The organism is Candidatus Competibacteraceae bacterium (genome assembly GCA_016699715.1).
GTDB lineage: Bacteria > Pseudomonadota > Gammaproteobacteria > Competibacterales > Competibacteraceae > Competibacter.
The window spans coordinates 2,822,413-2,845,712 of record CP065007.1 but is presented as its reverse complement, the minus strand read 5'-3'; the positions used below and the strand labels follow the sequence as shown (position 1 = coordinate 2,845,712).

At 62.4% G+C, this 23,300-nt stretch carries 20 protein-coding genes, 2 tRNA genes and 1 pseudogene; 13 read left to right on the top strand and 10 right to left on the bottom strand.

All coding sequences use genetic code 11. From position 1 onward, the window contains the following. Window positions 1-21: 21 nt before the first annotated feature. Both IPM89_12855 and IPM89_12850 read left to right on the top strand, forming a co-directional pair. The gene (locus IPM89_12855; protein ID QQS53733.1) at window positions 22-3,480 is read left to right on the top strand and encodes a glycosyl transferase; all 3,459 of its coding nucleotides are present in this window, start codon (window positions 22-24) and stop codon (window positions 3,478-3,480) included. Then, window positions 3,477-4,058 (top strand): DJ-1/PfpI family protein, encoded by a 582-nt coding sequence (locus IPM89_12850; GenBank protein ID QQS53732.1) that lies wholly within the window; start codon window positions 3,477-3,479, stop codon window positions 4,056-4,058. The genes IPM89_12855 and IPM89_12850 overlap by 4 nt, the downstream gene beginning before the upstream one ends. 111 nt (window positions 4,059-4,169) lie before the next feature. Here the strand turns inward: IPM89_12850 and IPM89_12845 are convergent, their stop codons facing one another. Then, a complete protein-coding gene (locus IPM89_12845; protein ID QQS53731.1) occupies window positions 4,170-4,532 on the bottom strand; it encodes an STAS/SEC14 domain-containing protein in 363 nt (120 codons plus the stop codon). A 358-nt stretch (window positions 4,533-4,890) separates the two neighbouring features. On the opposite strand from IPM89_12845, the gene IPM89_12840 reads away from it, so the two are divergent. Together IPM89_12840 and IPM89_12835 are read left to right on the top strand one after the other, a co-directional pair. Further along, complete coding sequence (locus IPM89_12840; protein QQS53730.1) at window positions 4,891-5,280, top strand: DUF29 domain-containing protein; 390 nt, start codon at window positions 4,891-4,893, stop codon at window positions 5,278-5,280. A 153-nt stretch (window positions 5,281-5,433) separates the two neighbouring features. Beyond that, a complete protein-coding gene (locus IPM89_12835) occupies window positions 5,434-5,874 on the top strand; it encodes a DUF29 domain-containing protein (protein QQS53729.1) in 441 nt (146 codons plus the stop codon). Window positions 5,875-5,909: 35 nt separating this feature from the next. Here IPM89_12835 and IPM89_12830 read toward each other — a convergent pair whose 3' ends face one another. The 4 genes from IPM89_12830 to IPM89_12815 all read right to left on the bottom strand — a co-directional run bounded on the left by IPM89_12830 (window position 5,910) and on the right by IPM89_12815 (window position 12,138). After that, window positions 5,910-7,010, bottom strand: a complete 1,101-nt coding sequence (locus IPM89_12830; protein ID QQS53728.1) for an ABC transporter ATP-binding protein — start codon at window positions 7,008-7,010, stop codon at window positions 5,910-5,912. Between the two features lie 10 nt (window positions 7,011-7,020). Continuing rightward, window positions 7,021-9,054, bottom strand: coding sequence for a DUF3131 domain-containing protein (locus IPM89_12825; GenBank protein QQS53727.1), 2,034 nt, complete (start codon window positions 9,052-9,054; stop codon window positions 7,021-7,023). Between the two features lie 199 nt (window positions 9,055-9,253). Next, on the bottom strand, window positions 9,254-9,982 hold the full coding sequence (locus IPM89_12820; GenBank protein ID QQS53726.1) for an endonuclease/exonuclease/phosphatase family protein: 729 nt from the start codon (window positions 9,980-9,982) through the stop codon (window positions 9,254-9,256). 29 nt (window positions 9,983-10,011) lie between these two features. After that, on the bottom strand, window positions 10,012-12,138 hold the full coding sequence (locus IPM89_12815; GenBank protein QQS53725.1) for a VTT domain-containing protein: 2,127 nt from the start codon (window positions 12,136-12,138) through the stop codon (window positions 10,012-10,014). Between the two features lie 96 nt (window positions 12,139-12,234). On the opposite strand from IPM89_12815, the gene IPM89_12810 reads away from it, so the two are divergent. Continuing rightward, entirely contained in the window at window positions 12,235-12,909 is a 675-nt protein-coding gene (locus tag IPM89_12810) for a hypothetical protein (protein QQS53724.1), read from the top strand. A gap of 153 nt (window positions 12,910-13,062) precedes the next feature. Next, window positions 13,063-13,275: a hypothetical protein gene (locus IPM89_12805; GenBank protein ID QQS53723.1), complete on the top strand. Its 213-nt coding sequence runs from the start codon at window positions 13,063-13,065 to the stop codon at window positions 13,273-13,275. Here IPM89_12805 and IPM89_12800 read toward each other — a convergent pair. Continuing rightward, window positions 13,272-14,207: a DMT family transporter gene (locus IPM89_12800; GenBank protein ID QQS55918.1), complete on the bottom strand. Its 936-nt coding sequence runs from the start codon at window positions 14,205-14,207 to the stop codon at window positions 13,272-13,274. The genes IPM89_12805 and IPM89_12800 overlap by 4 nt on opposite strands. Window positions 14,208-14,329: 122 nt before the next feature. On the opposite strand from IPM89_12800, the gene IPM89_12795 reads away from it, so the two are divergent. Together IPM89_12795 and IPM89_12790 are read left to right on the top strand one after the other, a co-directional pair. Continuing rightward, window positions 14,330-14,415, top strand: a tRNA-Leu gene (locus IPM89_12795). 177 nt (window positions 14,416-14,592) lie between these two features. Next, window positions 14,593-14,907 carry a hypothetical protein gene (locus IPM89_12790; protein QQS53722.1) on the top strand — a complete coding sequence of 105 codons (315 nt, stop codon included), beginning with the start codon at window positions 14,593-14,595 and terminating at the stop codon, window positions 14,905-14,907. Window positions 14,908-15,028: 121 nt separating this feature from the next. Here IPM89_12790 and IPM89_12785 read toward each other — a convergent pair whose 3' ends face one another. The 3 genes from IPM89_12785 to IPM89_12775 form a co-directional block, all read right to left on the bottom strand. Beyond that, window positions 15,029-16,675 carry an acyl-CoA synthetase gene (locus tag IPM89_12785; GenBank protein QQS53721.1) on the bottom strand — a complete coding sequence of 549 codons (1,647 nt, stop codon included), beginning with the start codon at window positions 16,673-16,675 and terminating at the stop codon, window positions 15,029-15,031. Between the two features lie 119 nt (window positions 16,676-16,794). Beyond that, complete coding sequence (locus IPM89_12780) at window positions 16,795-17,856, bottom strand: IS1595 family transposase (GenBank protein QQS53720.1); 1,062 nt, start codon at window positions 17,854-17,856, stop codon at window positions 16,795-16,797. A gap of 60 nt (window positions 17,857-17,916) precedes the next feature. Beyond that, complete coding sequence (locus IPM89_12775) at window positions 17,917-18,714, bottom strand: enoyl-CoA hydratase (protein QQS53719.1); 798 nt, start codon at window positions 18,712-18,714, stop codon at window positions 17,917-17,919. Between the two features lie 321 nt (window positions 18,715-19,035). Between IPM89_12775 and IPM89_12770 the strand changes: the two genes are divergently transcribed. The 4 genes from IPM89_12770 to IPM89_12755 all read left to right on the top strand — a co-directional run bounded on the left by IPM89_12770 (window position 19,036) and on the right by IPM89_12755 (window position 21,283). After that, the gene (locus tag IPM89_12770; protein ID QQS53718.1) at window positions 19,036-19,674 is read left to right on the top strand and encodes a response regulator transcription factor; all 639 of its coding nucleotides are present in this window, start codon (window positions 19,036-19,038) and stop codon (window positions 19,672-19,674) included. 32 nt (window positions 19,675-19,706) lie between these two features. Then, on the top strand, window positions 19,707-20,480 hold the full coding sequence (locus IPM89_12765) for an NRDE family protein (GenBank protein ID QQS53717.1): 774 nt from the start codon (window positions 19,707-19,709) through the stop codon (window positions 20,478-20,480). Continuing rightward, entirely contained in the window at window positions 20,477-21,163 is a 687-nt protein-coding gene (locus IPM89_12760; GenBank protein QQS53716.1) for an alpha-ketoglutarate-dependent dioxygenase AlkB, read from the top strand. Before IPM89_12765 ends, IPM89_12760 begins: the two co-directional genes overlap by 4 nt. A 43-nt stretch (window positions 21,164-21,206) precedes the next feature. After that, window positions 21,207-21,283: transfer RNA gene (locus IPM89_12755), tRNA-Arg, on the top strand. A gap of 98 nt (window positions 21,284-21,381) precedes the next feature. On the opposite strand, the gene IPM89_12750 is transcribed toward IPM89_12755, so the two are convergent. Next, a complete protein-coding gene (locus IPM89_12750) occupies window positions 21,382-21,735 on the bottom strand; it encodes a hypothetical protein (GenBank protein ID QQS53715.1) in 354 nt (117 codons plus the stop codon). A gap of 142 nt (window positions 21,736-21,877) precedes the next feature. Between IPM89_12750 and IPM89_12745 the strand changes: the two are divergent. Continuing rightward, window positions 21,878-23,263, top strand: a pseudogene (locus tag IPM89_12745) (IS1380 family transposase). The last annotated feature ends 37 nt before the right edge of the window (window positions 23,264-23,300 follow it).

Here is a 23,300-nt window from a genome sequence, read left to right as displayed (position 1 = left end):
AGGTTTGCCGGGAGAATTTTCATGCGCGCCGCCTTATCCAAATCCGCCCAGCTGTTCGGCGGGCAGGTATTGACCAACGGCCGCTACGCTACCTTGCTCACCGCCAGCGGTACCGGCTGCGCCCTGCTGGGCGAGCTGGCACTGACCCGCTGGAGCGCCGATCCCCTCGAAGACGGCGACGGTTTCTTCCTGTACCTGCGCGATCTCGACAGCGGCGCGTTCTGGTCACTGGGCCAGCAGCCGGCGGCGGGAACGGCGGAACGCCGGTCCGGCCGCTTCGGTCCCGCCCTGACCGAACTGCTGTGCCGGCATGAAGAAATCGACGCTTGCCTCGAAGCCTGCGTACCGGCCGACATCGATGGGGAACTGCGGCGGCTAACCCTGCGCAATCTCGGCGACCGGCCCCGGCGGATCGAGCTGAGCAGTTACGCCGAAGTGGTGTTGAACGACTGGGCCGCCGACGCCGCGCATCCGGCTTTTTCCAAACTGTTCGTCCAAACCGAGTGGGTAGCGGAACAGCGGGCGCTGCTGGCCCGGCGCCGACCGCGCGCGCCACACGAGCCGGAATGCTGGCTGGTCCACGCGCTGGTCGGCGAAGCGGATCATGCCGAATCGCCACAATACGAAACCGACCGCGCCCGCTTCATCGGCCGGGGCTACACGCTGGCCGCGCCGCGGGCTTTGGTGGAATCCGAACCCTTGTCCGGCACGGTCGGCAAGGTGCTGGACCCGATCGTCAGCCTGCGCCGGACGGTGGAGCTGGAGCCCGGCGGGGAGGCGTGTTTGACGTTCCTGCTCGGCGCGGCGGCCACGCGGGAACAGGCGCTGGCGCTGGCGGCGGGCCATGCCTCGGTGGCGGCGATCGAAGGTGCATTTCGGGCGGCGTCGGGCGGCCCGACCGAACCGGTGTCAACCCGCCGGATTGCGGCGGAAACCGTGGCCCCGCCGCCGGCATTTCCCCTCGCGCCCGCGGTCGAACTCCCGCTCGACGAGGAGCCACTCCAGTTCTGGAATGGCCATGGCGGCTTCAGCGCCGACGGTACGGAATACGTCATTCGGCTCCAACCGGAGGCCGGCGGTCGATTGGGCCTGCCGCCGCAACCCTGGACCAACGTGATCGCCAACCCGGGATTTGGCTTTATCGCCAGCGAGACCGGCGCCGGTTGCACCTGGAGCCAGAACAGCCGTGAGAACCGGCTGACCCCCTGGTACAACGACCCAGTGCTGGACCCGCACGGCGAGGCTTGGTATCTGCGCGACGAGGACAGCGGCGCGTTCTGGTCGCTGGCGCCCGGCCCGACCCCGCAACCGGTGTTCCACGAAATCCGTCACGGTTTCGGCTACAGTCGCTACCGCCATCACCACCAGGGATTGGAGCAGGAATTGTGTTTGTTCGCGCCGCGCGAGGACCCGGTCAAAATCGCCTGGGTCCGGCTGCGCAATACCAGCGACCGGCCGCGCCGCTTGTCCCTGTTCGCCTATGCCCGGCTGGTGCTGGGCGTGTTACCGGGCGAGAGCACGGCGCGGACCCGGATCGAGCGGGATGCGGCGGCCGGCATCCTGCTGGCCGAAAACCACAATCGGGAATTCTCCGGCCGGATCGCCTTCGCCGCCGTCGCGCCATTCGACAGTGTTCCACTGTACTTTAGCGGTGACCGCGCCGAATTTATCGGTCGTCACGGCCACCCCGCCCGTCCGGCGGCGCTGGCGCGTGGCCAGATGCTGAGCGGGCGGCTGGGCTCGGATCTCGATCCCTGCTTCGTGCTGCAAACCATGATCCGACTGGAGCCGGGGGCGATGCTGGAGCAGGCTTTTTTGCTGGGCGAAGCCGACGGCCGGGACGAGGTGCGCCGACTGACGGCCCGCTACCGCGAAGATGGCGCGATCGCGGCGGCCCTGGCCGAGGTTCGGGAGTTCTGGCGGGACTGGTTGTCCGCGGTGCGGGTTAAAACGCCGGTGCCGGCGCTCGATCTGCTGGTCAACGGCTGGGCCGCTTACCAGACGCTGAGTTGCCGGCTTTGGGGCCGTTCGGCCTTCTATCAGTCGGGCGGGGCTTTCGGGTTTCGCGACCAGTTGCAGGATGCCGCCGCGCTGATCCATCACGATCCCGAACTGACCCGTCGGCAGTTGTTGTTGCACGCCGCTCATCAGTTCGTCGAGGGCGATGTGTTGCACTGGTGGCATCCACCGTTGAGTCAGGGCGTCCGCACCCGGTTCAGCGACGATCTGCTGTGGCTGCCCTGCCTGGCGGCTTTTTACGCCCGCGCCACCGGCGACTGGAGCCTGTTCGGCGAACCGGTGTCTTTTCTCAAGGCGCGGCTACTCGGATCGGGCGAAGACGAGGCATTCCTGGAACCGGACGAAGCGGACGAAACGGCCAGTCTGTACGAACACTGCTGCCGGGCGCTGGACCGCTCATTGACTCAGGGCGCGCACGGCTTGCCGCTGATGGGCGGCGGCGACTGGAACGACGGCATGAACCGGGTCGGCCGGGAAGGGCGCGGCGAAAGCGTTTGGCTGGGCTTTTTTCTCTACCACATCCTTGGCGAGTTCGTGGGCGTGTGCGGCCAGCACGGTGATTACAACCGGGCGCGGCGCTACGCGGCGTTTCGTCGCCATCTGGCCGAGGCGCTCAATCGGGATGGTTGGGATGGGGAATGGTATCGCCGCGCCTGGTACGACGATGGCGCGGTGCTGGGCTCTTCCGCCAGCGATGAATGTCAAATCGACGCGCTGGCGCAGGCTTGGGCGGTGATCTCCCAAGCCGCGCCGCCGGCCCGCGCCGAAGCGGCGCTGGATGCGGTCGAGCGCCATCTGGTGGCGGAAGAAGACGGTTTGATCCGTTTGCTGGCGCCGCCGTTCGAACATACCCCGCACGATCCCGGTTATATCAAGGGCTACGTCGCCGGGGTGCGGGAGAACGGCGGACAGTACACCCACGCGGCGTTGTGGGTGGTACGGGCGCTGGCGGAGTTGGGCCGGCGCGACCGGGCCGTCCAACTGCTGGAGATGCTGAGCCCGATCAGCCACGCCTCGACCCCCGAAGCGGTGGCGCGCTACCGGCTGGAACCGTTCGTGGTGGCCGCCGACGTGTACGGCGCGCCCCCGCATGTCGGCCGTGGCGGCTGGAGCTGGTACACCGGCTCGGCCGGCTGGCTGCTGCGGGTGATGCTGGAATCCATTCTCGGCCTGGAACTGGACGAGGGGCATAGCCTGCGCTTGCGGCCCCGCATCCCGGACGGTTGGCCGGGCTTCAGCCTGCGCTACCGCTTGCCGGACGGCGAGGCGGTCTATGAAATCGAGGTGTGCAACCCCAATGGCCGGGCGGAACGGGTCGCGGCGGTGGAAATCGACGATGTGCCCGGCCTGATCGACGACGGTGCGGCGTGCGTACCGCTGTTTCGGGACGGCAATATCCATCAGGTCGTAGTGAAGCTGGATAGCAACCCACCGTTCGAAACCCCAGGAGAACCCTCATGAGCGCTAAGCGAATCTTGATGTTGGTCGGCGATTACGTCGAGGATTACGAAGTCATGGTGCCGTTTCAGGCCCTGCAAATGGTCGGGCACACGGTCGAGGCGGTCTGCCCGGACAAAAAGGCCGGCGACCAGGTCCGCACCGCGGTTCACGATTTCGACGGCGCGCAGACCTACAGCGAAAAACCGGGCCACAACTTTACCCTCAACGCCACTTTCGCCGAGGTCAGGGCCGAGGATTACGACGCGCTGGTGATCCCCGGCGGGCGGGCGCCGGAATACATCCGGCTGAATCCCACGGTGATCGAGATCGTCCGTCACTTCGCCGCCGCCAACAAGCCGATTGCGGCGATCTGCCATGGCGCACAGGTGCTAACGGCGGCCGGCGTGCTGGAAGGCCGCTCCTGCTCGGCCTATCCGGCCTGTGGCCCCGATGTGGAACGGGCCGGCGGCCGTTATGCCGATATCGGCTTGGATGCGGCGCACACGGAGGGCAACCTGGTCACCGCGCCGGCCTGGCCCGCTCATCCCGCCTGGCTGAGCGCGTTTCTGAAGTTACTGGGCACCCGGATCGAGCTGTAATCGCAGCACAGGGAGCCGGCGCTCCGAGTGCGCGTCGGTCCCTCTGCTTCCCAATGGCGACGGCGCCATGCTCCAGGGCGCCGGCCACTTTGCCAATAACCGGATGGCGGATTAAGCGCCCTCGCGCAGCCAGGCCCAGGCTGCGTTGATTTGACTGGCGTCGAAGTAGTTCACGCTGGCCTTGGTGAACGGCTTGCAAAGCTTTGCCATCCACTCTTCCCATTTGCGGTCCCCGACGATGGCGATTCGTTCGAGATCGGAATAGTGTTTGACGCCGAACTGGAAATCGTCCCACATGGCATGAAGATCCCAGCCGTGGAAATCCTCGAACTGAGCCAGCATCCGGATCTTGCCGTGCGCGGCAATCGCGGCTTCGAGCGTGGGAACGAAGCTTTGATAGTCCTGATCGTGAAGTTTGCCCTGGAGCTTGAAGCCCAGGATCGCCGGTGACGCGGATGGCAGTTGTTCGATCATGGTCAATCCTCGCGCGAGTGTGTTTTCCCGGTGACGGCGGCGTGGACGAATCCAGCCAGCCGTCTTTCCCCAGGCAGGGTCTCTGCCTGAATCGTCTCTGTCATTATCTTTCAAGGAGTCAGACTCCATGACAAGGGAAATATCTCCCCCACGGGCGTTGAGGCCGACCGGGGAACGGTCCGGCTCCGTCCTGGAATGGCCCGCCTATCGGGCATGATTGGATAATGACGAGCTGGACCGGCCTTGGCGATGGCCAAGATAGGCGTATCCCCAGGCGATTTCGGCAAATGCCAATCTCTGTAGGGTGTCGGATTTTCCTTTCTTCATTGGAGTTAAACGAGTTTCAAAGGAGGCGGCCATGTCTGGAAAGATCGATTATGCAACCGGCATTGTGGCCTGGTCTCGCGAGCAGGCACGGTGCTTGAAAGCCGGTCAATTCGAGCAATTGGACTTGGAACATCTGGCGGAAGAGATTGAAGACGTGGGTAAAAGCGAACAACGGGAATTGGCCAGCCGTATGGCGGTGTTGTTGGCTCATCTGCTCAAGTGGGAGCGTCAGCCAGACCGTCGGGGTGCATCGTGGGAAGTCGCGATTCGCAATCAACGGAAAGGCATCATCCGTCGTCTGCATAAAACGCCGAGTCTGAAAACTGATTTGCAGAATGGGGATTGGTGGGAAGGGGTTTGGGAAGATGCGACCGCGCAGGCGGCTGAGGAAACGGGATTGTCCAGTTTTCCTGAACATTAGACCTGGTCTGCCGAGCAGGTGTTGGGATTGGACTGACTGCCGGCTTGGAAATAGCGGATGGTGTTCCGCTGCATGTGATCCGGTGGAGCAATAAGCAGCAAGCCATCGGTATCTGACAGACCCCGTTTTCCATTTAAAGACAGGTAATTACCGATGTTTAAGTCAGCCACTTTGCATGATCGGGACTTTCACGCCTGGACGCTCCAGCAATCGGCCTTGCTACGGGAGGGGCGCTTATCCGAAGCGGATGTTGCACATATTGCCGAGGAGTTGGAGAGCATGGGCGCGAGCGAACGACGGGAATTGATCAACCGGTTGGCGGTGCTCATGGCCCATCTATTGAAATGGCAATTCCAATCGGAACTACGCAGCAACAGTTGGCGGAATACCATTGACGTGCAGCGATTCGATGTCAAGGAATTGCTCGAAGAAAATCCCAGTCTTGTTGCTAGTCTGAATGAACGGATGGAAAAAGCTTATTTGAAAAGCTTATTATTAGCGGTCAGGGAAACAGGCCTAAACAAACAGACGTTTCCTCCGCTCTGTCCTTTTAGCGCCGAGCAATTATTGAGCGAGGAATATTGGCCGGAATAGTGTCGTCAATGGAATAAATCGTGACGACCTGCCCCTTATTTTCTCCCACCGTCCGAGCCGAACAGATGCAATCGCTCGCAATCCAGCCGCAGTTTCATCGCATCGCCCTTGTGAAAAGGGCGAATGCCCGGCAGGCGTGCGACCAGGATCGGATTCGGGTCGGTCATGCCGGCGAGGCGCAGATAAAGCAGGGTTTCGTGACCCAGATATTCGGCGTCGTGCACCGTCGCCCGCCATCCCGCTTCCTCTTCGGCGGCGAGCGACAAATGTTCGGGGCGAAGACCGGCGGTCAGCGGCTGATCCAGCCGATCCCGCCAACATTCGGTCGTGGCGGCGGGTAATGCCAGCGACGCTACTTGTCCCACCCGTAGCCGCAACCCCTCCACGTCGGCAACCAGCCGCGCCGGGAACAAGTTCATCGGTGGATTGCCGATAAAGCCGGCCACGAAGGTGTTGGCGGGTCGCTCGTACAACTCCTGGGGCGGCGCCACCTGTTGCAGGTGGCCATGATCCAGCACTGCCACCCGGTCGCCCAGCGTCATCGCCTCGGCCTGGTCGTGGGTGACGTAAATCGTGGTCGCGCTCAACCGCTCCAGCAGATCGCTCAATTCGGCGCGGATTTGCACCCGCAGTCGCGCGTCCAGATTGGACAGCGGTTCGTCCATCAGAAACACGGTCGGTTGCCGCACCAGCGCCCGACCCATCGCCACCCGCTGGCGCTGGCCGCCGGACAGTTGCCGGGGCAAACGGTCGAGCAGCTCGCCAAGACCCAGCAGTTCCGCCGCCCATTGCATCTGTCGTTCGATGTCGGCGCGGGGCAGGTCGCGCATTTTCAGCGGAAATTCCAGGTTGCGCCGCACCGTCATGTGCGGATAAAGGGCGTAGTCCTGGAACACCATCGCCACATTGCGCCGTTGCGGCGGCTGGTCGTTGACCGCTTGCCCGCCGATGCGCAGGGTGCCGCGAGTCGCGGTTTCCAGACCGGCCAACAGCCGCAACAGGGTGGATTTACCGCAGCCGGAGGGACCGACCAGCGCCAACGCTTCCCCATCGGCAACGGTCAGATTGAAATCGAAAACCGCCTGGGTTCCGCCCGGATAAATTTTGTCGATGTGTTCGAAATCAACGCTGGCCATGAAGGTTCCGTCAGTCGAAAAACCGTTCCGCGCCGAGCAGCGGTAGCACCCGCTGAATGATCGGGTCGGCGGCGAAATAGCGCTGGATGACGCCGTCCCGCAAATGGTTGGCCAGCGCGATCAGGATCATGCTCTGGTTCAAGGCTAGATAGTTGTAAGCCACCCGGCCGTCGCGCGGGTCCACGGCGTCGTAAAACCCAAAATCGCCGTAAAGAGGATAGCGTTCCGCCAATTGCCGCAGGTTGGCGACGGCCGCCACCGGGTCCGCCAGCAGGGCCAGCGCCGCCGCGTGCGGGGTCACCGCGCCGGCCGCATAGCCACGCGCACCCAGCAGGCGAACCCCGTATTCGCCGTAACCGCGCCCGTCCGGCTTCGAACTGGGCGACAACCCCCACACCGGATAGCCCAAATGCTCCAGGGCGAACCGGCGCTGGATCTGGGTATGAACCCGCGCGTTGCGGCCCAGACTGGCGGGCGCCAGGCGTGGTTCGTCCAACACCAGCAGCGGCATCAGTGCCTCGAACAGACTGCCGCCCCAGGATGGCACGTAACGCAATCCTTTCCAGACGTAGTAGCCACCGGAGAAAGTGTGACCGTTCACGGTCTTGACGACACGGCCCTTGGGCGATTGCGACTGCCAGTCGAAGTCGCGTGGGAAGGTGCGGGCCATGCGGTACCAATGTTCCGCTGGCGCCTCGCCCTTGCCGATGGCGATCAGGCTGCCCAGCCGCGATTCGCTGTACAACAAGCCGTAACTGTATTCGGAGCGGTAAGGCAGGTTGACGTAATAGCCGTGCATCATCAACTGCTCGACCGGATCGTAGAAAAAGCCGTAATCCTCGCGGTCGATCAGCCGGGCGCAGCGCGCCGCCAGTTCGGGCACGCTGTTGCGAACCACCATCAGCCCGGCGCTCAGCCAAGCCGAATCCACGAAGGAAATGAAATGGCTGGTGCGTTCCAGAGTGGTGGTGTCGTAATAGTTGAAGAAAAACCCCCGCCAGGTTTCCAACCGCTCCAGCGTGTCCAAGGTTTGGCTCAGCCGCGCCCGCGCCGCGTCAGGGTCGATCAGGCCCAGTTCCCGCGCGGCGACGACGTCGATCAAATACAGGCCGATGTTGGTGACGTTGGTGTAGTCGCCCACCCAAGCCCGTTCGGGGACAACGGAGCCGTTGAGGCGTACCGTGTCGAGCGGCAGGCCGTGTTCGCGGTCGCTCAAGGCCGCCAGCCCGCGCCAGGTATCGCGCGCCAGCCGTTCCAGAAACGCGCGGTTGTCGGCCGGCAACTCCGCCGGACTCACCAACAGGCGTTCCGGCCAACCGGCCAGCCGGGCGCGGATGTGAGGCTGAGCCGCTTCCTTGCCGCCGAGGCGGTTTTCCCAGGCGGTCTTGTGCGGCGGGATCACCGGATCGTGGATGCTGGGGCCGGGTTGGCCGGTTTTGATCAGGGCAATGTCGTCCAGCCAGAAAGCGCCAGCGGCCGGCGAGCGGCGCGGTTGCAGCACCAGGGCCAGTTGGCGCAGATGCCGCCAGTCGGCGATGCCGTTCATCCGCCGCAAGGGCACCTGGAAACGCTGCCAGTAATCGGTGATGCCGTCGATCACGGCGCTGCCCCGGCGCAGCAGGCCGGGCGGCGCTCCCGTCAGCGGCTGCTTGAATTCGAGCTGCAAGGCATCGGCGTAACCGGCGCGGGCGTCGCCGCGAATCCATAGCTCCAGATGATCGTAAGCCGAGGCGTCCAGGTCGGGCAGGGTCAGTTGCCAGCCGATGTCATCCATGGCATCCGGGCTGAAACGGTAGCGGAGATACAACGCCCGGCGGCTGTCCGAAGAATCCGGCCGTTGCGCGGGCTCCAGCCGGTCATCGATCCGGCCGGCGCGGCGATCCGGCGCGGTGGTCCAGCCGCTCATGGTCACGCCCGCCGTGGGGCTGGCGGGTCGCTCGAAATCATGCAACAGCAGAGGCGGGACGGCGGGTTCGGCGGCCAGCCCGCCGGGGACCAGGAGGAGGAGGCAACCGAGCAGAGCGTAGCGGTGCAGCGGGGACATGGTATTGATGGCTATTTCGCGCGGATGAATTGATCGCCATTGTAGATCAAGGGTAAATACCCAGATACTGTCACCGGAGGAGGTACCAATCACGCACCTCATGGAACAAGCCGTGATCCATTTACGCTCATCTGGTCAAGCCATTTTTTGCGACAGACACCTGAGCGGTTACTCTTCGGCCTTATCAGACGATTCATGGCTATTCCTCCATTTCCAGCCCCTCATCCCGATTGAAATTGACGGTGGCGACAATGGGCAAATGATCGGAGGCCAGCCGGGCCAGGCGGCTCTGATGGGCATGAATGGCCAACAAGCGCCCGCGTGGCCGCAGCCAAATCCGGTCCAGCCTCAGCAGGGGAAAGCTTGCCGGGTAGGTCGCCGGCGCCGGCGCGCGTTCGAACCAGGCGTTCAACCCGCGCAGAGGCCGACCCCACGGCAACCATTCATTGAAATCGCCCAGCAGTGCGGTCATTTCACCCCTGTCCCACTGGTTGAGACGGCGGAGTACTTGGCGAGCCTGACGGCGACGCTCCGCGGGGCGCAGCCCAAAATGGGTGGCCAGCACGCGGAACGGCTGGCCATCTACATCCAGCATCGCGTTCAACGCGCCGCGCGGCTCCCAGTCGGGCACACTGAGATCGAGATGCTCCACTTGGCGAACCGGCAGACGGGTCAGCAAAGCGTTGCCATAATCCTGGCCCTGACGCAACAGCGTCGGACCAGCGATGGCGTCGAAACCAGCGCGGCTTGCGAGAAAATCCAGGAGGTCCAGACCCTGCACCTCCTGCAAGGCGATGATGTCCGCATCCAGTTCCCGGATGACGCTCAGGGTGCGGTCGGGATCGAAGCGGCCATCGCGACCGACGGCGGCATGGATGTTGTAACTGCACAGGACCAACGCTGCGCTCTGAACCAGGGCGTTGTTCATAAGCCGGCGCTATCCGTATTTTTATTGAATCAAGGAGAAGTCTTGTCGCGGCGTTCGACCCAGCGGCGCAACGCCCATAGCCCCGCGACGAGACCGCCGACCACCGCCGCCAGCGCCGCGAATGTCGGTAAATCCGGCTTGTGAATCGTGGCGGCCACCTGGTCGGTGAACAATGATATGGCCAGAGTCCCTGGAAACAATCCAAGCAGACTGCCAATGGCGAAGTCCCGAAGCCGAATATGGGAAGCGCCGGCCACCAAGTTGACCACGGTGAAAGGCGCCACCGGTACAATGCGCAGGGTCGTCATGGCTAAAATGCCACGATGAGCTAGGCGACGGCTCAGTTGATTGATGCGCTTGCCCGCGAAACGCCGTACCCAGGGACGTCCCAGCCTGTGTCCGACCCAAAAAAGGGCCAATGCACTCAGTTCGGCGCCAGCCAGCGCCAGGCCAAACCCCAGCCAGGGGCCGAACGCCAGTACGGTGACGATGATCAGCAGGGTCACGGGTACGGCGATGAAACCACCGACCAGGTAAGCCGCGATCATCAGGAAAGGCGCGCTGGCATGGCTACCCAGTTCTTCGAGGGCGGCAACCAGCGCCGAGGTACTCAGCAGATCGCTCAGAGAAGTCCAGCGCCAGGCGGCGGCGAGTCCGAGTACGGCGACCAGTAGGGCAAGAACGGGGGCCATCTGGCGTTTCGTCGAACGACGTTCTTCTTCCGGAATCAGTCGATCCGCCAGTTGCTCCACGGTGATTGGTTTTTCCGGATCGATGATCGCATGATCAGGCAGCAATTCGTTGGCATAATCCGGAACAGCACCCGCTAGTAGTTCCAGCGAACGCTGACCACCGCGTAAACCCTCCACGCCAGAGATCAGCGAATCTGTGTCAGCGATGCGCTCGGCAACGGTTTCAGGTGCCGCGCCGAGATGTTCACCCAGTAATCGGTCGCGCAATCCCACCACGAATCGACGCGACCGGTCGTCGGTCGTCTCCACGGCCAGGACGCACTCGCTGTCGAAACCCATGGAACGGTTGTTGAGATTGGCCGAGCCGATCAGCAGCAACGAGTCGTCCACCACCATCAGCTTGCTATGCACGTAGATGGATTCTTTCCCCAGTCCTTCCTGGTGAGGGTAGTAGATGCGCAAGCGGTTATGTCGATCGGCTTCCCGCAAGCGGCGCAGCAGGCGGGAGCGCAACACATCCATCGTGTGCTGCTCCAGCCAGTCGCCGGTTTTCAGCGGCAGGACGATGACGATCTCCGGGCCTTCCGCTTCCCGCAACCGTTGGGTCAGCGCCTCGTCAATGCGCCAGGCCGTCAAATATTGGTTCTCGATATAGAGAAACCGCCGGGCCGACCTGATCGCCTCCAAATAAAGGCATTCGATTTCGCGCACCGTCTCGCGACCGTTGTGGGAAGCCTCGGTGCGGGCGATGGCGATCGCTTGATTCTCCAAATCCGGCGTGACGCTCTGGGGCCAGGGAATATCATCCCGTTCCAGGGGTACGCGTAGATTTTCGCCAGTCGCTCGGTGCCAGCGCTCCCGAGCCAAGTCGCCGAGGCTGGCGGCGGCCTCGCCGGCGACCACGAGTTGCACATCATGAAACGGTGGATAAGCTTCGTTGTCCGTGTTGACGCGCCGCGCGTCGTTCGGCGTATGATCGGGCGTGTCCCAACGATTCTTGCACAGGTCCAGGCCACCGACAAAAGCGACCCGGTCGTCGATCACGACCACTTTCTGGTGTTGCGAGGCGCCAAAAGGGTATTGATCATCCAGGTGAAAACGCAGGCGTGGATGGCGGCGCCATTCCATCTTGTAGAGGGGTAGCCACTGTCGCTCCAGCGCATAGAGTAAGGCCCAATCCCAGCCCAGCACATGAATGCGCAGATCCCGGCGTAACCGTGCCAGCGCGTAGAGAAAGTCGCCTAACTGCTCGGGAAAGGCGTCAGGTTCACCATCCCGAACCAGGCGCAGGCGGGTATCGATGTCCCAACCGAGGATTAGCACGGAGTGTTGCGCTTGGCATACCGCTTCCCGGAAGGCGCGAAAATAGGCCGCGCCGTCGATAAGAAATGCCAGACGCTCGGCGCGTGCCAGACGCCAGCAGTTGTTAGGGGGTTGTAAAAGCCGGGGTTCAAGCGGTTCCATAAAGGCGTAATGAGTTCTAAATAAGGATGGGATCCGACCCCCGGAGCGGAACCGGCCAAGGTTCCCGGTATCGCCCCTGCTGCTCCAGGAGCCTCCATGACGAGTTTAGACCACCTATTCCACGATATGGATGAGTTCTGCCGGCCGTTCCTCTTGGCCTGGCATCATCAACTCTCGACCAGCGACGAGCGAAAACGCCAACGAACCAGGCGGTTGACCCTCGGCGAGATCATGATAATTATGATCTATAGAGATATTCCCCTGGCTCGGTACTGGGCGCCGATCGATCCGCACAGCCACGAATCCACCCAGATACCCGGCATTCACGTCATCGGCGATTCGCAGGGAACCGGCCAGCCCAAGTCCGGACATATAATCTGTTCGCCGATCCCCGCGCCTGATTCGCTGCTGTTTTACGACCGGCCGCGCGACCATATCGGTTGGCACTACGATTACAATTTTTACAACGGTCGGCATTTCACCGTGCTGTTGCCGTTGGTCAACCGCCATCTCCACGAAGACCGGCTGTCGTCGGCGCAATTGATCATCCGCCAGGACGACCGGGAAACGAGGGTGCCCACGCCGCCCAATACCTTGATCGCGTTCGAAGGGGCGAAGGTATTCCATAAAGTCACTCGCTTGGAGGAGGATGAGCTGCGGGTGATACTCAGCATGACCTTCTGTACCCGACCGCAAGCGTCGCTGCTCAAGGGCGCGATCCGCCGCTTCAAGGACATTGCCTATTTCGGCGTGCGAGCCTTGTGGAGCTGAGCGTTTCCCAGCCCTCGCGCATCAACGATGCCAGTGTCTCCACAGGGTGAGTCTTTGCTTTGCCAACCACGGCCCACATCGGAGTCAGGCAAGTGGAGAAACGCGGGCAGGACGGCTATCTGTTTGGGATACTGGACCCAACGGGAGCGAGCGATGGTCAGCAGCTATCTGATTTGCGATTTGTGCGGACGATTCGGGCCGCCGGCCGGTTTTCTGAGCCAAGACGGTTTGCGGCTCTGTTACCAGTGCTGGTATCAGGAGCGATTGGGTGGCGACCCGTTGAAGGATGGCGAACCGGAATCACCGCCGCCGGAGGAGCCCGGAACTTCGCGGGAACCCGACGCCGCCGCCGGTAAGGACGACTAACGGCGTTCGTCGGCCACCAGCGTTGCGGAGGGCATCGCTGGCTCGGTCGGCGTGGGCGCGGTCTTGCCCAGCCCCAGTTGCGACAGCAACATGCCGATGAGCATCAGGCCGCAGCCCAGCAGCCCGCGGCCGGGTAAGGCTTCGTCCAGCAGCAACCAGCCACCCAGCACCGCGAACACGGTTTCCAGGCTGAGAATGATCGCGGCGTGGGACGGCGGGGTGTCGCGTTGGGCCACCACTTGCAGGGTGTAGGCGACGCCGACCGAGAGCAGGCCACCGTACAGGATCGGCAGCGTCGCGTCTTGGAGGTCACGCAGGGAGATCGGCTCGATGGCCAGCGCCACGCCCAGGCTCAGCACGCCGCACACGGTGATTTGCAGGCAGGCCAGCAGTACCGGTTCGATCCGCCCGGATAGCCAGCCGATCACCAGCACATGCCCGGCCCAGAAAAACGCCCCGGCCAGCACCAAGCCATCACCCTCGGCCAAAGTCAGGCCGTCGGTCATGGTCAGCAGATATAAACCAACCATGGCCAGCCCCGCGCCGACCCAAGTGCTCGGCGGGGTGGAGTGCCAGAACAAACCCAGTAACGGCACGATGACCACGTACAGACCGGTGATGAAACCGGCCTTGCCGGCGGTGGTATGGACCAGGCCAAGCTGTTGCAGCGTGGCGCCCGCGAACAGAAACAGCCCAGCCAGCAGGCTGCCGGCGAGGATCGTCCGCCAGTTTCGCGGCGGGGCCGGGCGGGCGGTGCGCGAGCCGATCAGCAGCAGGGGCAGGAGCGACAACGCGCCCAGCAGAAAACGCACTCCGGTGTAGGTGAAGGGGCCGACGTGGTCCATGCCGACCCGCTGGGCGACGAAGGCGAATCCCCAGATCAGCGCCGTCAGCAGCAGCAGGAACTCCGCCTTCAGACTCTTGAGATTCAACATGTCGCCTTCCGGGTCTTGGAAAGGGTGGAATCATACCCGACCGGCATGGTTTCGACATGAGTCGCTGGGTCGCGACTTGCCCGGCGCTGGAAAACCCTTATAATCGTCCTTCCCTCCCTGCCGGGGTGGCGGAATGGTAGACGCAGCGGACTCAAAATCCGCCGGTAGTGATACCGTGAGAGTTCGAGTCTCTCTCCCGGCACCATAAGCAACGATTCCTTGCTATTTCCCTCGCGCTTGCCGTGGTATTGCGGGCGTGGGTCGCGATACGAAAATCCTCGATGCTCGCCATTGCTCAGGTGGCGCCGCGGCCTTCCTGTGTGTACACCATCACCGTGGCATCATGGCGAACGCACGAATGCCGCGCCGTCACGAGAACGGGATGGAACTTTCGCTGACGGACAGCGGTTTCCCGATCAAACCGAACACTGCATACGGTGGTCAAGCGAATGCCCCGTACCAGTGGTTTTCGACCCTTCGCGTCTACGTGAAGCGCATTCCGCGAAAGTACGGTTCCACCGGACAGGCCGGCGAAGGCCATACAAACGGTGCGGAACAAGCGAAAGTGCCGTCCGGGGCGGGGGCGGTCGCTGGAGACGGCGCCAACCGGTCGTTCCCGTCTCCGGCGCAATGTTTTTGCGGCGATCCGTGGCTATGTGCAATTACAGCGATTGCGCGCCAACGATGTGATTCGTGATGGCTATCGCTTAAAGCATGAGTTGTTTAATGGGATCGTTGCCGCATTCATCCAAGCGTTCACTCCTAACCTGGCGCACCTGAATCCACGCTTTTAACCGCCCGCCAATGCGTGAATCCCATTAGAGATGCTTGACCCGTTCGCGCAGGATGAACTTTTGCATCTTGCCGGTGGAGGTCTTGGGCAGCGGCCCGAACACCACGGCCCTGGGCACCTTGAAGCGCGCCAACTGGTTGCGGCAAAACTCGATGATCTCCTCTTCGGTTACATGCTCCATGCCCGGCTTGACGGTCACGAACGCACAGGGCGTTTCGCCCCACTTCTCGTCGGGCCGCGCCACCACCGCCACTTCCATCACCGCTGGATGTCGGTACAGCACATCCTCGACTTCGATGGTGGAGATGTTCTCGCCGCCGGAGATGATGATGTCCTTGGAGCGGTCCTTGATATCGATATAGCCGTCCTCGTGCCAGACCGCCAGATCGCCGCTGTGGAACCAGCCGCCCTGGAACGCTTCCTCGCTGGCGGCGGGGTTCTTCAGATAACCCTTCATCACCACATTGCCGCGCATGAAGATTTCGCCGATGGTTTCGCCATCCCGCGGCACCGGTTCCAGCGTCTGAGGGTCGGCCACCATCAATCCTTCCAACATCGGGTAGCGCACTCCCTGACGGGATTTCAGCGCCGCCCGCTCGGGCAGGCTCAACTCGTCCCACTCGCCATGCCAGGCACACACCACCGACGGCCCGTAGGTCTCGGTCAGGCCGTAGGTATGGGTGACATCGAAGTTCATCCGTTGCATGCCTTCGATCACGGCGGCGGGCGGCGCGGCGCCGGCGGTCATCACCTTGACCGGGTGATCGATGCCCGTCTTCATCTCGTCCGGGGCGTTCTTGAGCAGGTTCAGCACGATCGGCGCACCGCAGAAATGATTGACCTTTTCCCGCTTGATCAGATCGAACACCAGGTCGGCGCGCACCTGACGCAGGCAGACGTTGGTGCCGACCGTGGCGGCGAGGGTCCACGGGAAACACCAGCCGTTGCAGTGAAACATCGGCAGAGTCCACAAATAGACCGGATGCAGACCCATGTCCCACACCAGGGCGTTGCTCACCGCGTTCAAATACGCGCCGCGATGGTGATAAACCACCCCCTTGGGATTACCGGTGGTGCCGGAGGTGTAGTTCAGGGTGATGGCCTGCCACTCATTGGCCGGCAGTGGCCAGATAAACTCCGGATCGCCCTCGGCCAGCAACCCCTCATAGTCCAGCGTTCCCCGCTTCTCACCACCGACAAATTGCGGGTCATCCACATCGATGACCAGCGGCCGCTTGGCCGCTGGCACCAGCCGCAGCGCCCTGCCGATGGTCTCGGAAAACTCGCGGTCGGTGAACAGGATTTTCGCCTCGCCATGTTCGAGCATAAAAGCGATCGTTTCGGCGTCCAGCCGGATATTCAGGGTGTTCAGCGTCGCGCCGGACATCGGGACGCCAAAATGCGCCTCGAACATTTCCGGGATGTTGGGCAGCATCGCCGCGACGGTATCGCCAAGGCCGATGCCGCGTTGTTGCAGCGCCGAGGCCAGCCGCCGGCACCGGGCGTAGGTTTCCGCCCAGTCGCGCCGGACGGGACCATGCACCACGGCGGTGTAGTGGGGATAGACCGAAGCGGCCCGTTCGATAAAGGTCAATGGGGTCAGCGGCACATGGTTGGCCGGATTCTGATCCAGGCTCATTTCATAAATATTGTTGTGGGCGCTGGGACTCATGATGGGTTCCTCCGGGGTGGTTTGGTTATCGTTATGGTTTTATTCGTGGAATGCGCGGGAGGCATGGAACAACAGGCGGTATTTAAGTAAAGGGGGTGTCCATCTGAGTGCGGTAATCCCTACCTGTTGTGGTCTCGCCACGGGCGAACTGACGAGGTGACAGCAAGCGACGCCGGGCTCAGATGATGCGCTGACAGCGGGCACGGGGGGATGAGCTTCGGCGATGGGTTTGCCACCAGCGAGCGGTAGGTCATGGGACCTGTTTGCACGGCTTGTTCGAGGAGCCGCCGGAACAACAGTCCACGAAATGCAGAATGACGCCGATTGAATCGAAACGCAAACTCGTCAAGGTAGCCTTGCAGATGATCGGACTCGACGGCGCCTTGGTGGGTGCCGAGAAGCCATCGTTTGAGCAAGGCAGCCACCCTGTGGACACCGGGCATGGAGACGTGAGCAGGATCACCGCTATCGGAGACGATAGTCCGTCGATGAATCAATCCGTGAGTGGCGAGATCGTGGTAGCCACTCCAGCCATCGGTCAACACGGTGGCCCCGCGCGCCACGGCATCGCAGACGAATGGCACCAAACTTGCGCCCGACGCATCAGGAACACAAAGCATCCGTACCCGTCCGAAGCCCTTGGGAGATCGCAGCTCGATGGCGACCGCAACCAGCGACTTGCGTCCCGCACCACGGCCACGCTTGCCGCCATGTTCTTCACCGCCAACCAGGGTTTCATCAACTGCCACCTCACCGCTCAGGCGATCGCGATCTGGACGAACCATCGCCGTGCGAAAGCGGTGCAGCATCGTCCACGCCGTCTGGTAGGAGCCGAAGCCCAACAGGCGCTGAAGCGTCTTGGCCGAAACCCCATTCTTCGCCGAGGTCATGTACCAGGCAACAGCGAACCAAACCGTCAGCGGTGTACGAGTGCGGTGGAAGATCGTCCCCGTGGTCACCGACACACGACGCCTGCAGCGTTCACACCAAAACCGCCCGTCACTCATCCGCCAACTCTTGGTGGTTCCGCAGCGCGAGCAAACGAAACCGTCTGGCCAGCGCAGCCAATCAAGATAGTCGAGACAGGCGTCATCATCGGGAAACCACGCGCACAACTCGGCATAGTCACGCGGGTAATCGTGACCGCCCTGGAGAGCAGAGGCAGGAAGCTGCTTCGTCATCCCTACATTTTGTGCTTACCGCACTCAGATGGACACCCCCTTTTAAGTATTAACGGGGTCTTAACAGCCTTTCCATGCCGGTTTGCGCTTGGCGATGAAAGCGTCGATACCTTCGCGGGCGTCCTCGCTGTTCATGTTGCAGGCCATGGCCTCGCTGGCGCAGGCGTAGGCTTCTTCCAGGGGCAATCCCAATTGCCGATAGAACAATGCCTTGCCCATGCGAATCGCCAGCGGCGACTTGCCGCAAATGGCGTCGGCCAGCCGCCCGATCTCCGCGTCCAGTTGATCCAGCGGCGCCACCCGGTTGATCAAACCCTGACGCTGGGCGGTCGGCGCATCGATGAACTCGCCGGTCAACAGCATTTCCAGCGCCTGCTTGCGACCCAGGTTGCGGCTCAGCGCCACGCCGGGGGTCGAGCAGAACAGGCCGACGTTGATGCCGGAGACCGCAAATCGGGCATTATCGGAGGCGACCGCCAGATCGCAGGCCGCGACCAGTTGGCAGCCGGCGGCGGTGGCGATGCCGTGTACCCGCGCAATTACCGGCTGTGGCAAGCGGTTGATGGTCAGCATCACCTGTCCGCATTGCGCGAACAGTGCCTGGTGGAACGCCCGGTCGGTGTTGGCGCGCATTTCCTTGAGATCGTGGCCGGCGCAGAACGCCGCGCCGCTTCCGGCGATCACCGCGACCTGAATGCTTTCATCGGCCGCGACGGCGTCCAGCGCCGCTTGCAGCGCGCCCAGCATGGCTTGCGATAGCGCGTTGTACTGTTTGGGGCGATTGAGTGTCAGCGTGGCGACACCGGCTTCGTCCTGACGCAGCACGAGAATGTCTTCGGAATGATGGGACGCGCTCATGGCGGGGGTCTCCTCAAGTCGGGGTTATTGTGAATGTCAATAATTGTAACGCGCCGCCTCGACGAACGTGCGTCGGCTTTTTATACTCGGAATAGCTGCCAAGCAATTTTATCCATCCCGTTGGTAAAAATTTGTATTATTATTTTTCAAACAGTTATTGGATATTATTATTATCTGAATGACGAAAAAGCGCAGCTTATGATACTCAACACATCCTGTATGTGACTTAAAGCATCCTCCTAATGGCCGCCCCCGTTCGAACTGGCTAACAGCTTGCCGGATCCGGTGGCGATAAACGGGCGTGACCCCAATCGCTTGCTGATGAATCCGCCGACAACCTCGATGATCTATATTGTGGACGACGATCCCGCCTTACGGGACTCGCTGCAATGCCTGCTGGAATCGGTGGGCTTGCAGGCGCGCGCTTTCACCGATATCGACGCCTTTCTGATGGTCTACCAGCCTGATCGGCCTGCGTGCTTGCTGCTGGATATCCGGGTTTCCGGACGCGGCGATTCAGGGGCTCAACAGCAGTTGCACGAGCGGGGTATCGATGTGCCGGTTATCATCATCACCAGCGACGGCGATGTGGCGACGGCAGTGGCCGCCATGAAGCAGGGTGCGCTGGATTTCATCGAAAAACCGTTCAACGACCAGTTGTTGCTGGATTGCGTGCACAACGCGCTGGCCGAGGATGTGGTACGCCGCCGTGCTCGGGCGCGGCGGCAGGATCTGATACGCCGGTTCGACACGCTGACCCCGCGCGAACAAGACGTGCTGCGGCGGGTTGTGGAAGGCTTATCCAACCGGGAGATTGCTGAACTCTTGAATCTGAGTCGCAAGACCGTGGAAGTGCATCGAGCCAAGGTGATGCAGAAGACGCGCGCCGACACGCTATCGCAGTTGATCCGGATGGCGATGGTGATCGGTGTTCTCAAGATCTATGATGCGGGAGACTGAACGCCGGCCCAGCGCGTTCGCCTAAAACCGCCATGTGCCTGATTCTCGTTGCTTACCACTGTCATCCTGGCCACGAACTGCTGGTCGCGGCCAACCGCGACGAATTTCATGACCGTCCCACCGCGCCCCTGGCTTTCTGGGAAGATGCGCCCCAAGTGCTGGCCGGGCGCGATCTCAAGGAAGGCGGCACCTGGATGGGCGTCACCCGAACCGGTCGTTTTGCCGCCATCACCAACTACCGCGAACCTGGCCGCGTGCTGACGAACGCGCCGTCGCGAGGCCATCTGGTCAGCGCCTACCTGCAAGATTCGATACCGGCGAACGCTTATCTCGAACGCTTGCTGCCGCAAGCCAGCCGTTACAATGGCTTCAACCTGCTGTTGGGCGATACGGCGGGTTTGTATTACTACTCCAATCGTGCCGGCGCGCCCCAACGCCTGCCGCCGGGATGGTACGGCCTCAGCAACCATCTGCTGAACACGCCCTGGCCCAAGCTAAAACGGGGGGTGTCGCTGCTACGCGACGCGCTGGACGCTGACTCCGATCCGGCGCCGGATAATCTGCTTAGCCTGCTCATGGACCGGACGCCGGCGCCCGACCCCGAACTGCCGCCCACCGGCGTCCCGCTGGAATGGGAGCGCTGGCTGTCGCCGATCTTCATCGACGCGCCAGGTTACGGCACCCGCTCCTCGACCTTGCTGCTGGCGGGTAACCGCGGGCAAGCACGAATGCTGGAAGCGACCTGGCTCGACGGCGGTCGACGCGAATATCGATTGGACTGGCCGGTGCCGGCGAGTTTGGCATGAACGAATCCTGGCCGCCGCCGGCGGCCGCGACCGGGTTGAGCGTCGAGCCATTGGCTTTCCCGGACGGGGAAGGCGTATTGTTCCGGCGGGCGTTCGCGCCGGGGGAAAGTACCCGCCTGTTCGCGACCCTGCATCAAGAAACGGACTGGCGGCAACAGGTGATCGTCTTGTACGGCCGCTCGATCAGTTCGCCCCGCTTGAGTGCTTGGCACGGTGATTCCGACGCCGTGTACCGCTATTCCGGCCTGCGGCTGGAACCGGCCCCATGGACTCCGATACTGCTGGACGTGCGGGAACGGGTGGAAGCGCTGGCGGCGGCTCGCTTCAACAGTGTGCTGCTCAATCTGTATCGCGATGGCCAGGACAGCATGGGTTGGCACAGCGACGACGAACCGGAACTCGGCCGCAATCCGTTGATCGCCTCGATCAGCTTGGGCGCCGCCCGCCGCTTTCTGTTACAGCATAAGAAACGACGGCTGCGGCTGGAGTGGTTGCTGGAGGACGGCGACGTGCTGGTGCTGGGCGGAACGACCCAGCACTGCTGGCGGCATCATGTGCCCAAGATCCGCCAACCGATGGGACCGCGAATCAATCTGACGTTTCGCTGGATTCACGGCCCTCGGGACCTGTCCTCTTGTTCGGACGAGCCTCCATCAGCTATTCTTGAACCATCACGCCAATAAACCCGGCTACGGGTCGCTTGCTTCTGAACCCCCTTCCGACTTGGCCCCGATAGCTCAGATGGATAGAGCGCACCCCTCCTAAGGGTGAGGCCACAGGTTCGAATCCTGTTCGGGGCACCATGTTTTCAGGCAGTTATGATGCCCGTCCGATTCTCTCTAACCTCGCTGTCGTGCAGTCGTCGTGCAAGTCTCGATCTTTCACGCGGGAGAATTCCGATTCACAAGGCACAAACCGAACGGATCGTGCCTGCTGACAGCGGCAAGCCATCGCCGCCGGCCAAGCCATCTTCTTGAAACAACCGTTTGCCGATGCCCGCGAAAGACCCGCCACGTTGCCGCAGTTCGCGGATGCGGGTTTTCCAGGCGGCGCGGTCAGTTTCGGGTAGCCGGGCATAAACCACTAGCGGGCGGCTAGTGGCTTCACTAGCGCCGGACTGGTCGGATTCCTCCATGCGTCGCAGTGCCTTGGCTACCGTTGCGGAGTAGGACAAGTTTAGGGCCGCGCTCAGTCGTTTAAGGCGGTCGTGGTCTTCCGTGCGCAGGCTGAACGCTACCTGCTTGGCGTTGCTCATAAGTCACCTTGCGCCACAGGGGAATAAAAAAGTGTCGCATTCTAACCCGAATTATTCATAAAGAAGGGCGAACCTCGTTCAACTTATTGATATAATGAGTGTTATGCCAATAACGCTTCGGAGAAGCCAAACGAGGTCGCCCATGTCCCATTCTACCCCGGAGCCATTGCGTTTTCCCCCGGTCGCCGGCCTGACCGTGCGCGCCGAGTTCGACGGCGGGGCGATGTCGTCGGACATTGGCCCGCTGATTCTGCGCGGCATCGATCCGCAGATCGGGCTGATTGACCGTCTCACCTCAGCGGTCGATGACCAACGCCATCCGTCGTACATCACGCACCCCTTGCGCGACCTGTTGGCCCCACGGATTTTTCAGATCGCCTGTGGCTACGCCGACGGCAATGACGCCAATACGCTACGGACCGACCCGCTGTTTAAGCTCGGCGTGGACCGCCATCCCTCGGCGCACGCCCTGGATTTGGCCAGCGGCCCCACCTTCTCCCGGCTGGAGAACGCCGTCTCGACCCGGGATCTCTATCGCCTGGCACGGGCCTTCGTCGAGCCGTTCATCGCCAGCGACCCCACGCCCCCGGCGGTGATCGTGTTGGATCTGGATCATTCCGAGGATCCGACGCACGGGCAGCAGGAATTCAGCTTCTACAACCCCTATTACCGTCATCACTGTTATCTGCCGCTGTTTCTCTTCGAGGGGCTCTCGGGCCAATTCATCACGGCCGCGCTGCGCCCCGGTAAGCGCCCAACCGGCGCCGAAAACGCCATGATGGTGAGGCGGGTCATCAAGCGGCTGCGCGCGGCCTGGCCCCAGACCCGCATCGTACTGCGGGGCGATGCCCACTTCGCCAATCCCGAACTGATGCAACTGGTGGTGGCGGATCCGCAACTCGACTTCATCTTTGGGCTAGCCGGCAACCGGACCCTGTCGCCCTTGGCCGAGCCGTTCCTGGCCGCTCACCGCCGCCGCCTTGAGCACGCCCGCCGGGTCGGGTTGCTCCCGCCGACCCCGACCCGAACCTACCATGAAATCGCCTACGGGGCCGACACCTGGCCGCAGGCGTTTCGGGTCATCCTCAAGGCCGAGGTGATGACGCTGGGCGATAACCCGCGCTTCGTCGTCACCTCGCTGAACCTGCCCACCCCGGAATGCCTGTACCGCGATCTCTACAGCGCGCGCGGCCAGGACGAAAATTTCATCAAAATGGTCAAGAACGACTGGGCCAGCGATCGCACCTCGGACCACCGTTTCCTCGCCAACCCCCTGCGCCTGTTCTTCTCCTGCGCCGCTTATGTCCTGCATCAGGCCCTGCGGACCGAGGTGCGGGTCCATACCGAACTGGCGAAGGCCCAACCGGCCACCGTCATCCTCAAGCTGTTCAAGTTGGCGGTGCGAGTGGTGGCCTATAAGGACCGGATCAAACTGCACTGACCCACGAGTTGCCCGGTCAAGACCCTGCTGCGCCGGGTCACCAACCTCCTGTTCTTGACCCGACCGCCACCACCGCTCCCCGCTTGACTCCGCGCGGTCAACCTCCACGCCGGTAGATACTCAG

Excerpts from the sequence above, each read along its gene's own strand:
- IPM89_12845 (QQS53731.1), bottom strand. The coding sequence starts at position 4,532 with ATGATCGAACAACTGCCATCCGCGTCACCGGCGATCCTGGGCTTCAAG.
- IPM89_12760 (QQS53716.1), top strand. The coding sequence starts at position 20,477 with ATGAACGAATCCTGGCCGCCGCCGGCGGCCGCGACCGGGTTGAGCGTC.
- IPM89_12820 (QQS53726.1), bottom strand. The coding sequence starts at position 9,982 with ATGAACAACGCCCTGGTTCAGAGCGCAGCGTTGGTCCTGTGCAGTTAC.
- IPM89_12850 (QQS53732.1), top strand. The coding sequence starts at position 3,477 with ATGAGCGCTAAGCGAATCTTGATGTTGGTCGGCGATTACGTCGAGGAT.
- IPM89_12840 (QQS53730.1), top strand. The coding sequence starts at position 4,891 with ATGTCTGGAAAGATCGATTATGCAACCGGCATTGTGGCCTGGTCTCGC.
- IPM89_12835 (QQS53729.1), top strand. The coding sequence starts at position 5,434 with ATGTTTAAGTCAGCCACTTTGCATGATCGGGACTTTCACGCCTGGACG.
- IPM89_12775 (QQS53719.1), bottom strand. The coding sequence starts at position 18,714 with ATGAGCGCGTCCCATCATTCCGAAGACATTCTCGTGCTGCGTCAGGAC.
- IPM89_12855 (QQS53733.1), top strand. The coding sequence starts at position 22 with ATGCGCGCCGCCTTATCCAAATCCGCCCAGCTGTTCGGCGGGCAGGTA.
- IPM89_12790 (QQS53722.1), top strand. The coding sequence starts at position 14,593 with ATGGAACTTTCGCTGACGGACAGCGGTTTCCCGATCAAACCGAACACT.
- IPM89_12830 (QQS53728.1), bottom strand. The coding sequence starts at position 7,010 with ATGGCCAGCGTTGATTTCGAACACATCGACAAAATTTATCCGGGCGGA.
- IPM89_12780 (QQS53720.1), bottom strand. The coding sequence starts at position 17,856 with ATGACGAAGCAGCTTCCTGCCTCTGCTCTCCAGGGCGGTCACGATTAC.
- IPM89_12825 (QQS53727.1), bottom strand. The coding sequence starts at position 9,054 with ATGTCCCCGCTGCACCGCTACGCTCTGCTCGGTTGCCTCCTCCTCCTG.
- IPM89_12805 (QQS53723.1), top strand. The coding sequence starts at position 13,063 with ATGGTCAGCAGCTATCTGATTTGCGATTTGTGCGGACGATTCGGGCCG.
- IPM89_12765 (QQS53717.1), top strand. The coding sequence starts at position 19,707 with ATGTGCCTGATTCTCGTTGCTTACCACTGTCATCCTGGCCACGAACTG.
- IPM89_12770 (QQS53718.1), top strand. The coding sequence starts at position 19,036 with ATGAATCCGCCGACAACCTCGATGATCTATATTGTGGACGACGATCCC.
- IPM89_12750 (QQS53715.1), bottom strand. The coding sequence starts at position 21,735 with ATGAGCAACGCCAAGCAGGTAGCGTTCAGCCTGCGCACGGAAGACCAC.
- IPM89_12810 (QQS53724.1), top strand. The coding sequence starts at position 12,235 with ATGACGAGTTTAGACCACCTATTCCACGATATGGATGAGTTCTGCCGG.
- IPM89_12785 (QQS53721.1), bottom strand. The coding sequence starts at position 16,675 with ATGAGTCCCAGCGCCCACAACAATATTTATGAAATGAGCCTGGATCAG.
- IPM89_12815 (QQS53725.1), bottom strand. The coding sequence starts at position 12,138 with ATGGAACCGCTTGAACCCCGGCTTTTACAACCCCCTAACAACTGCTGG.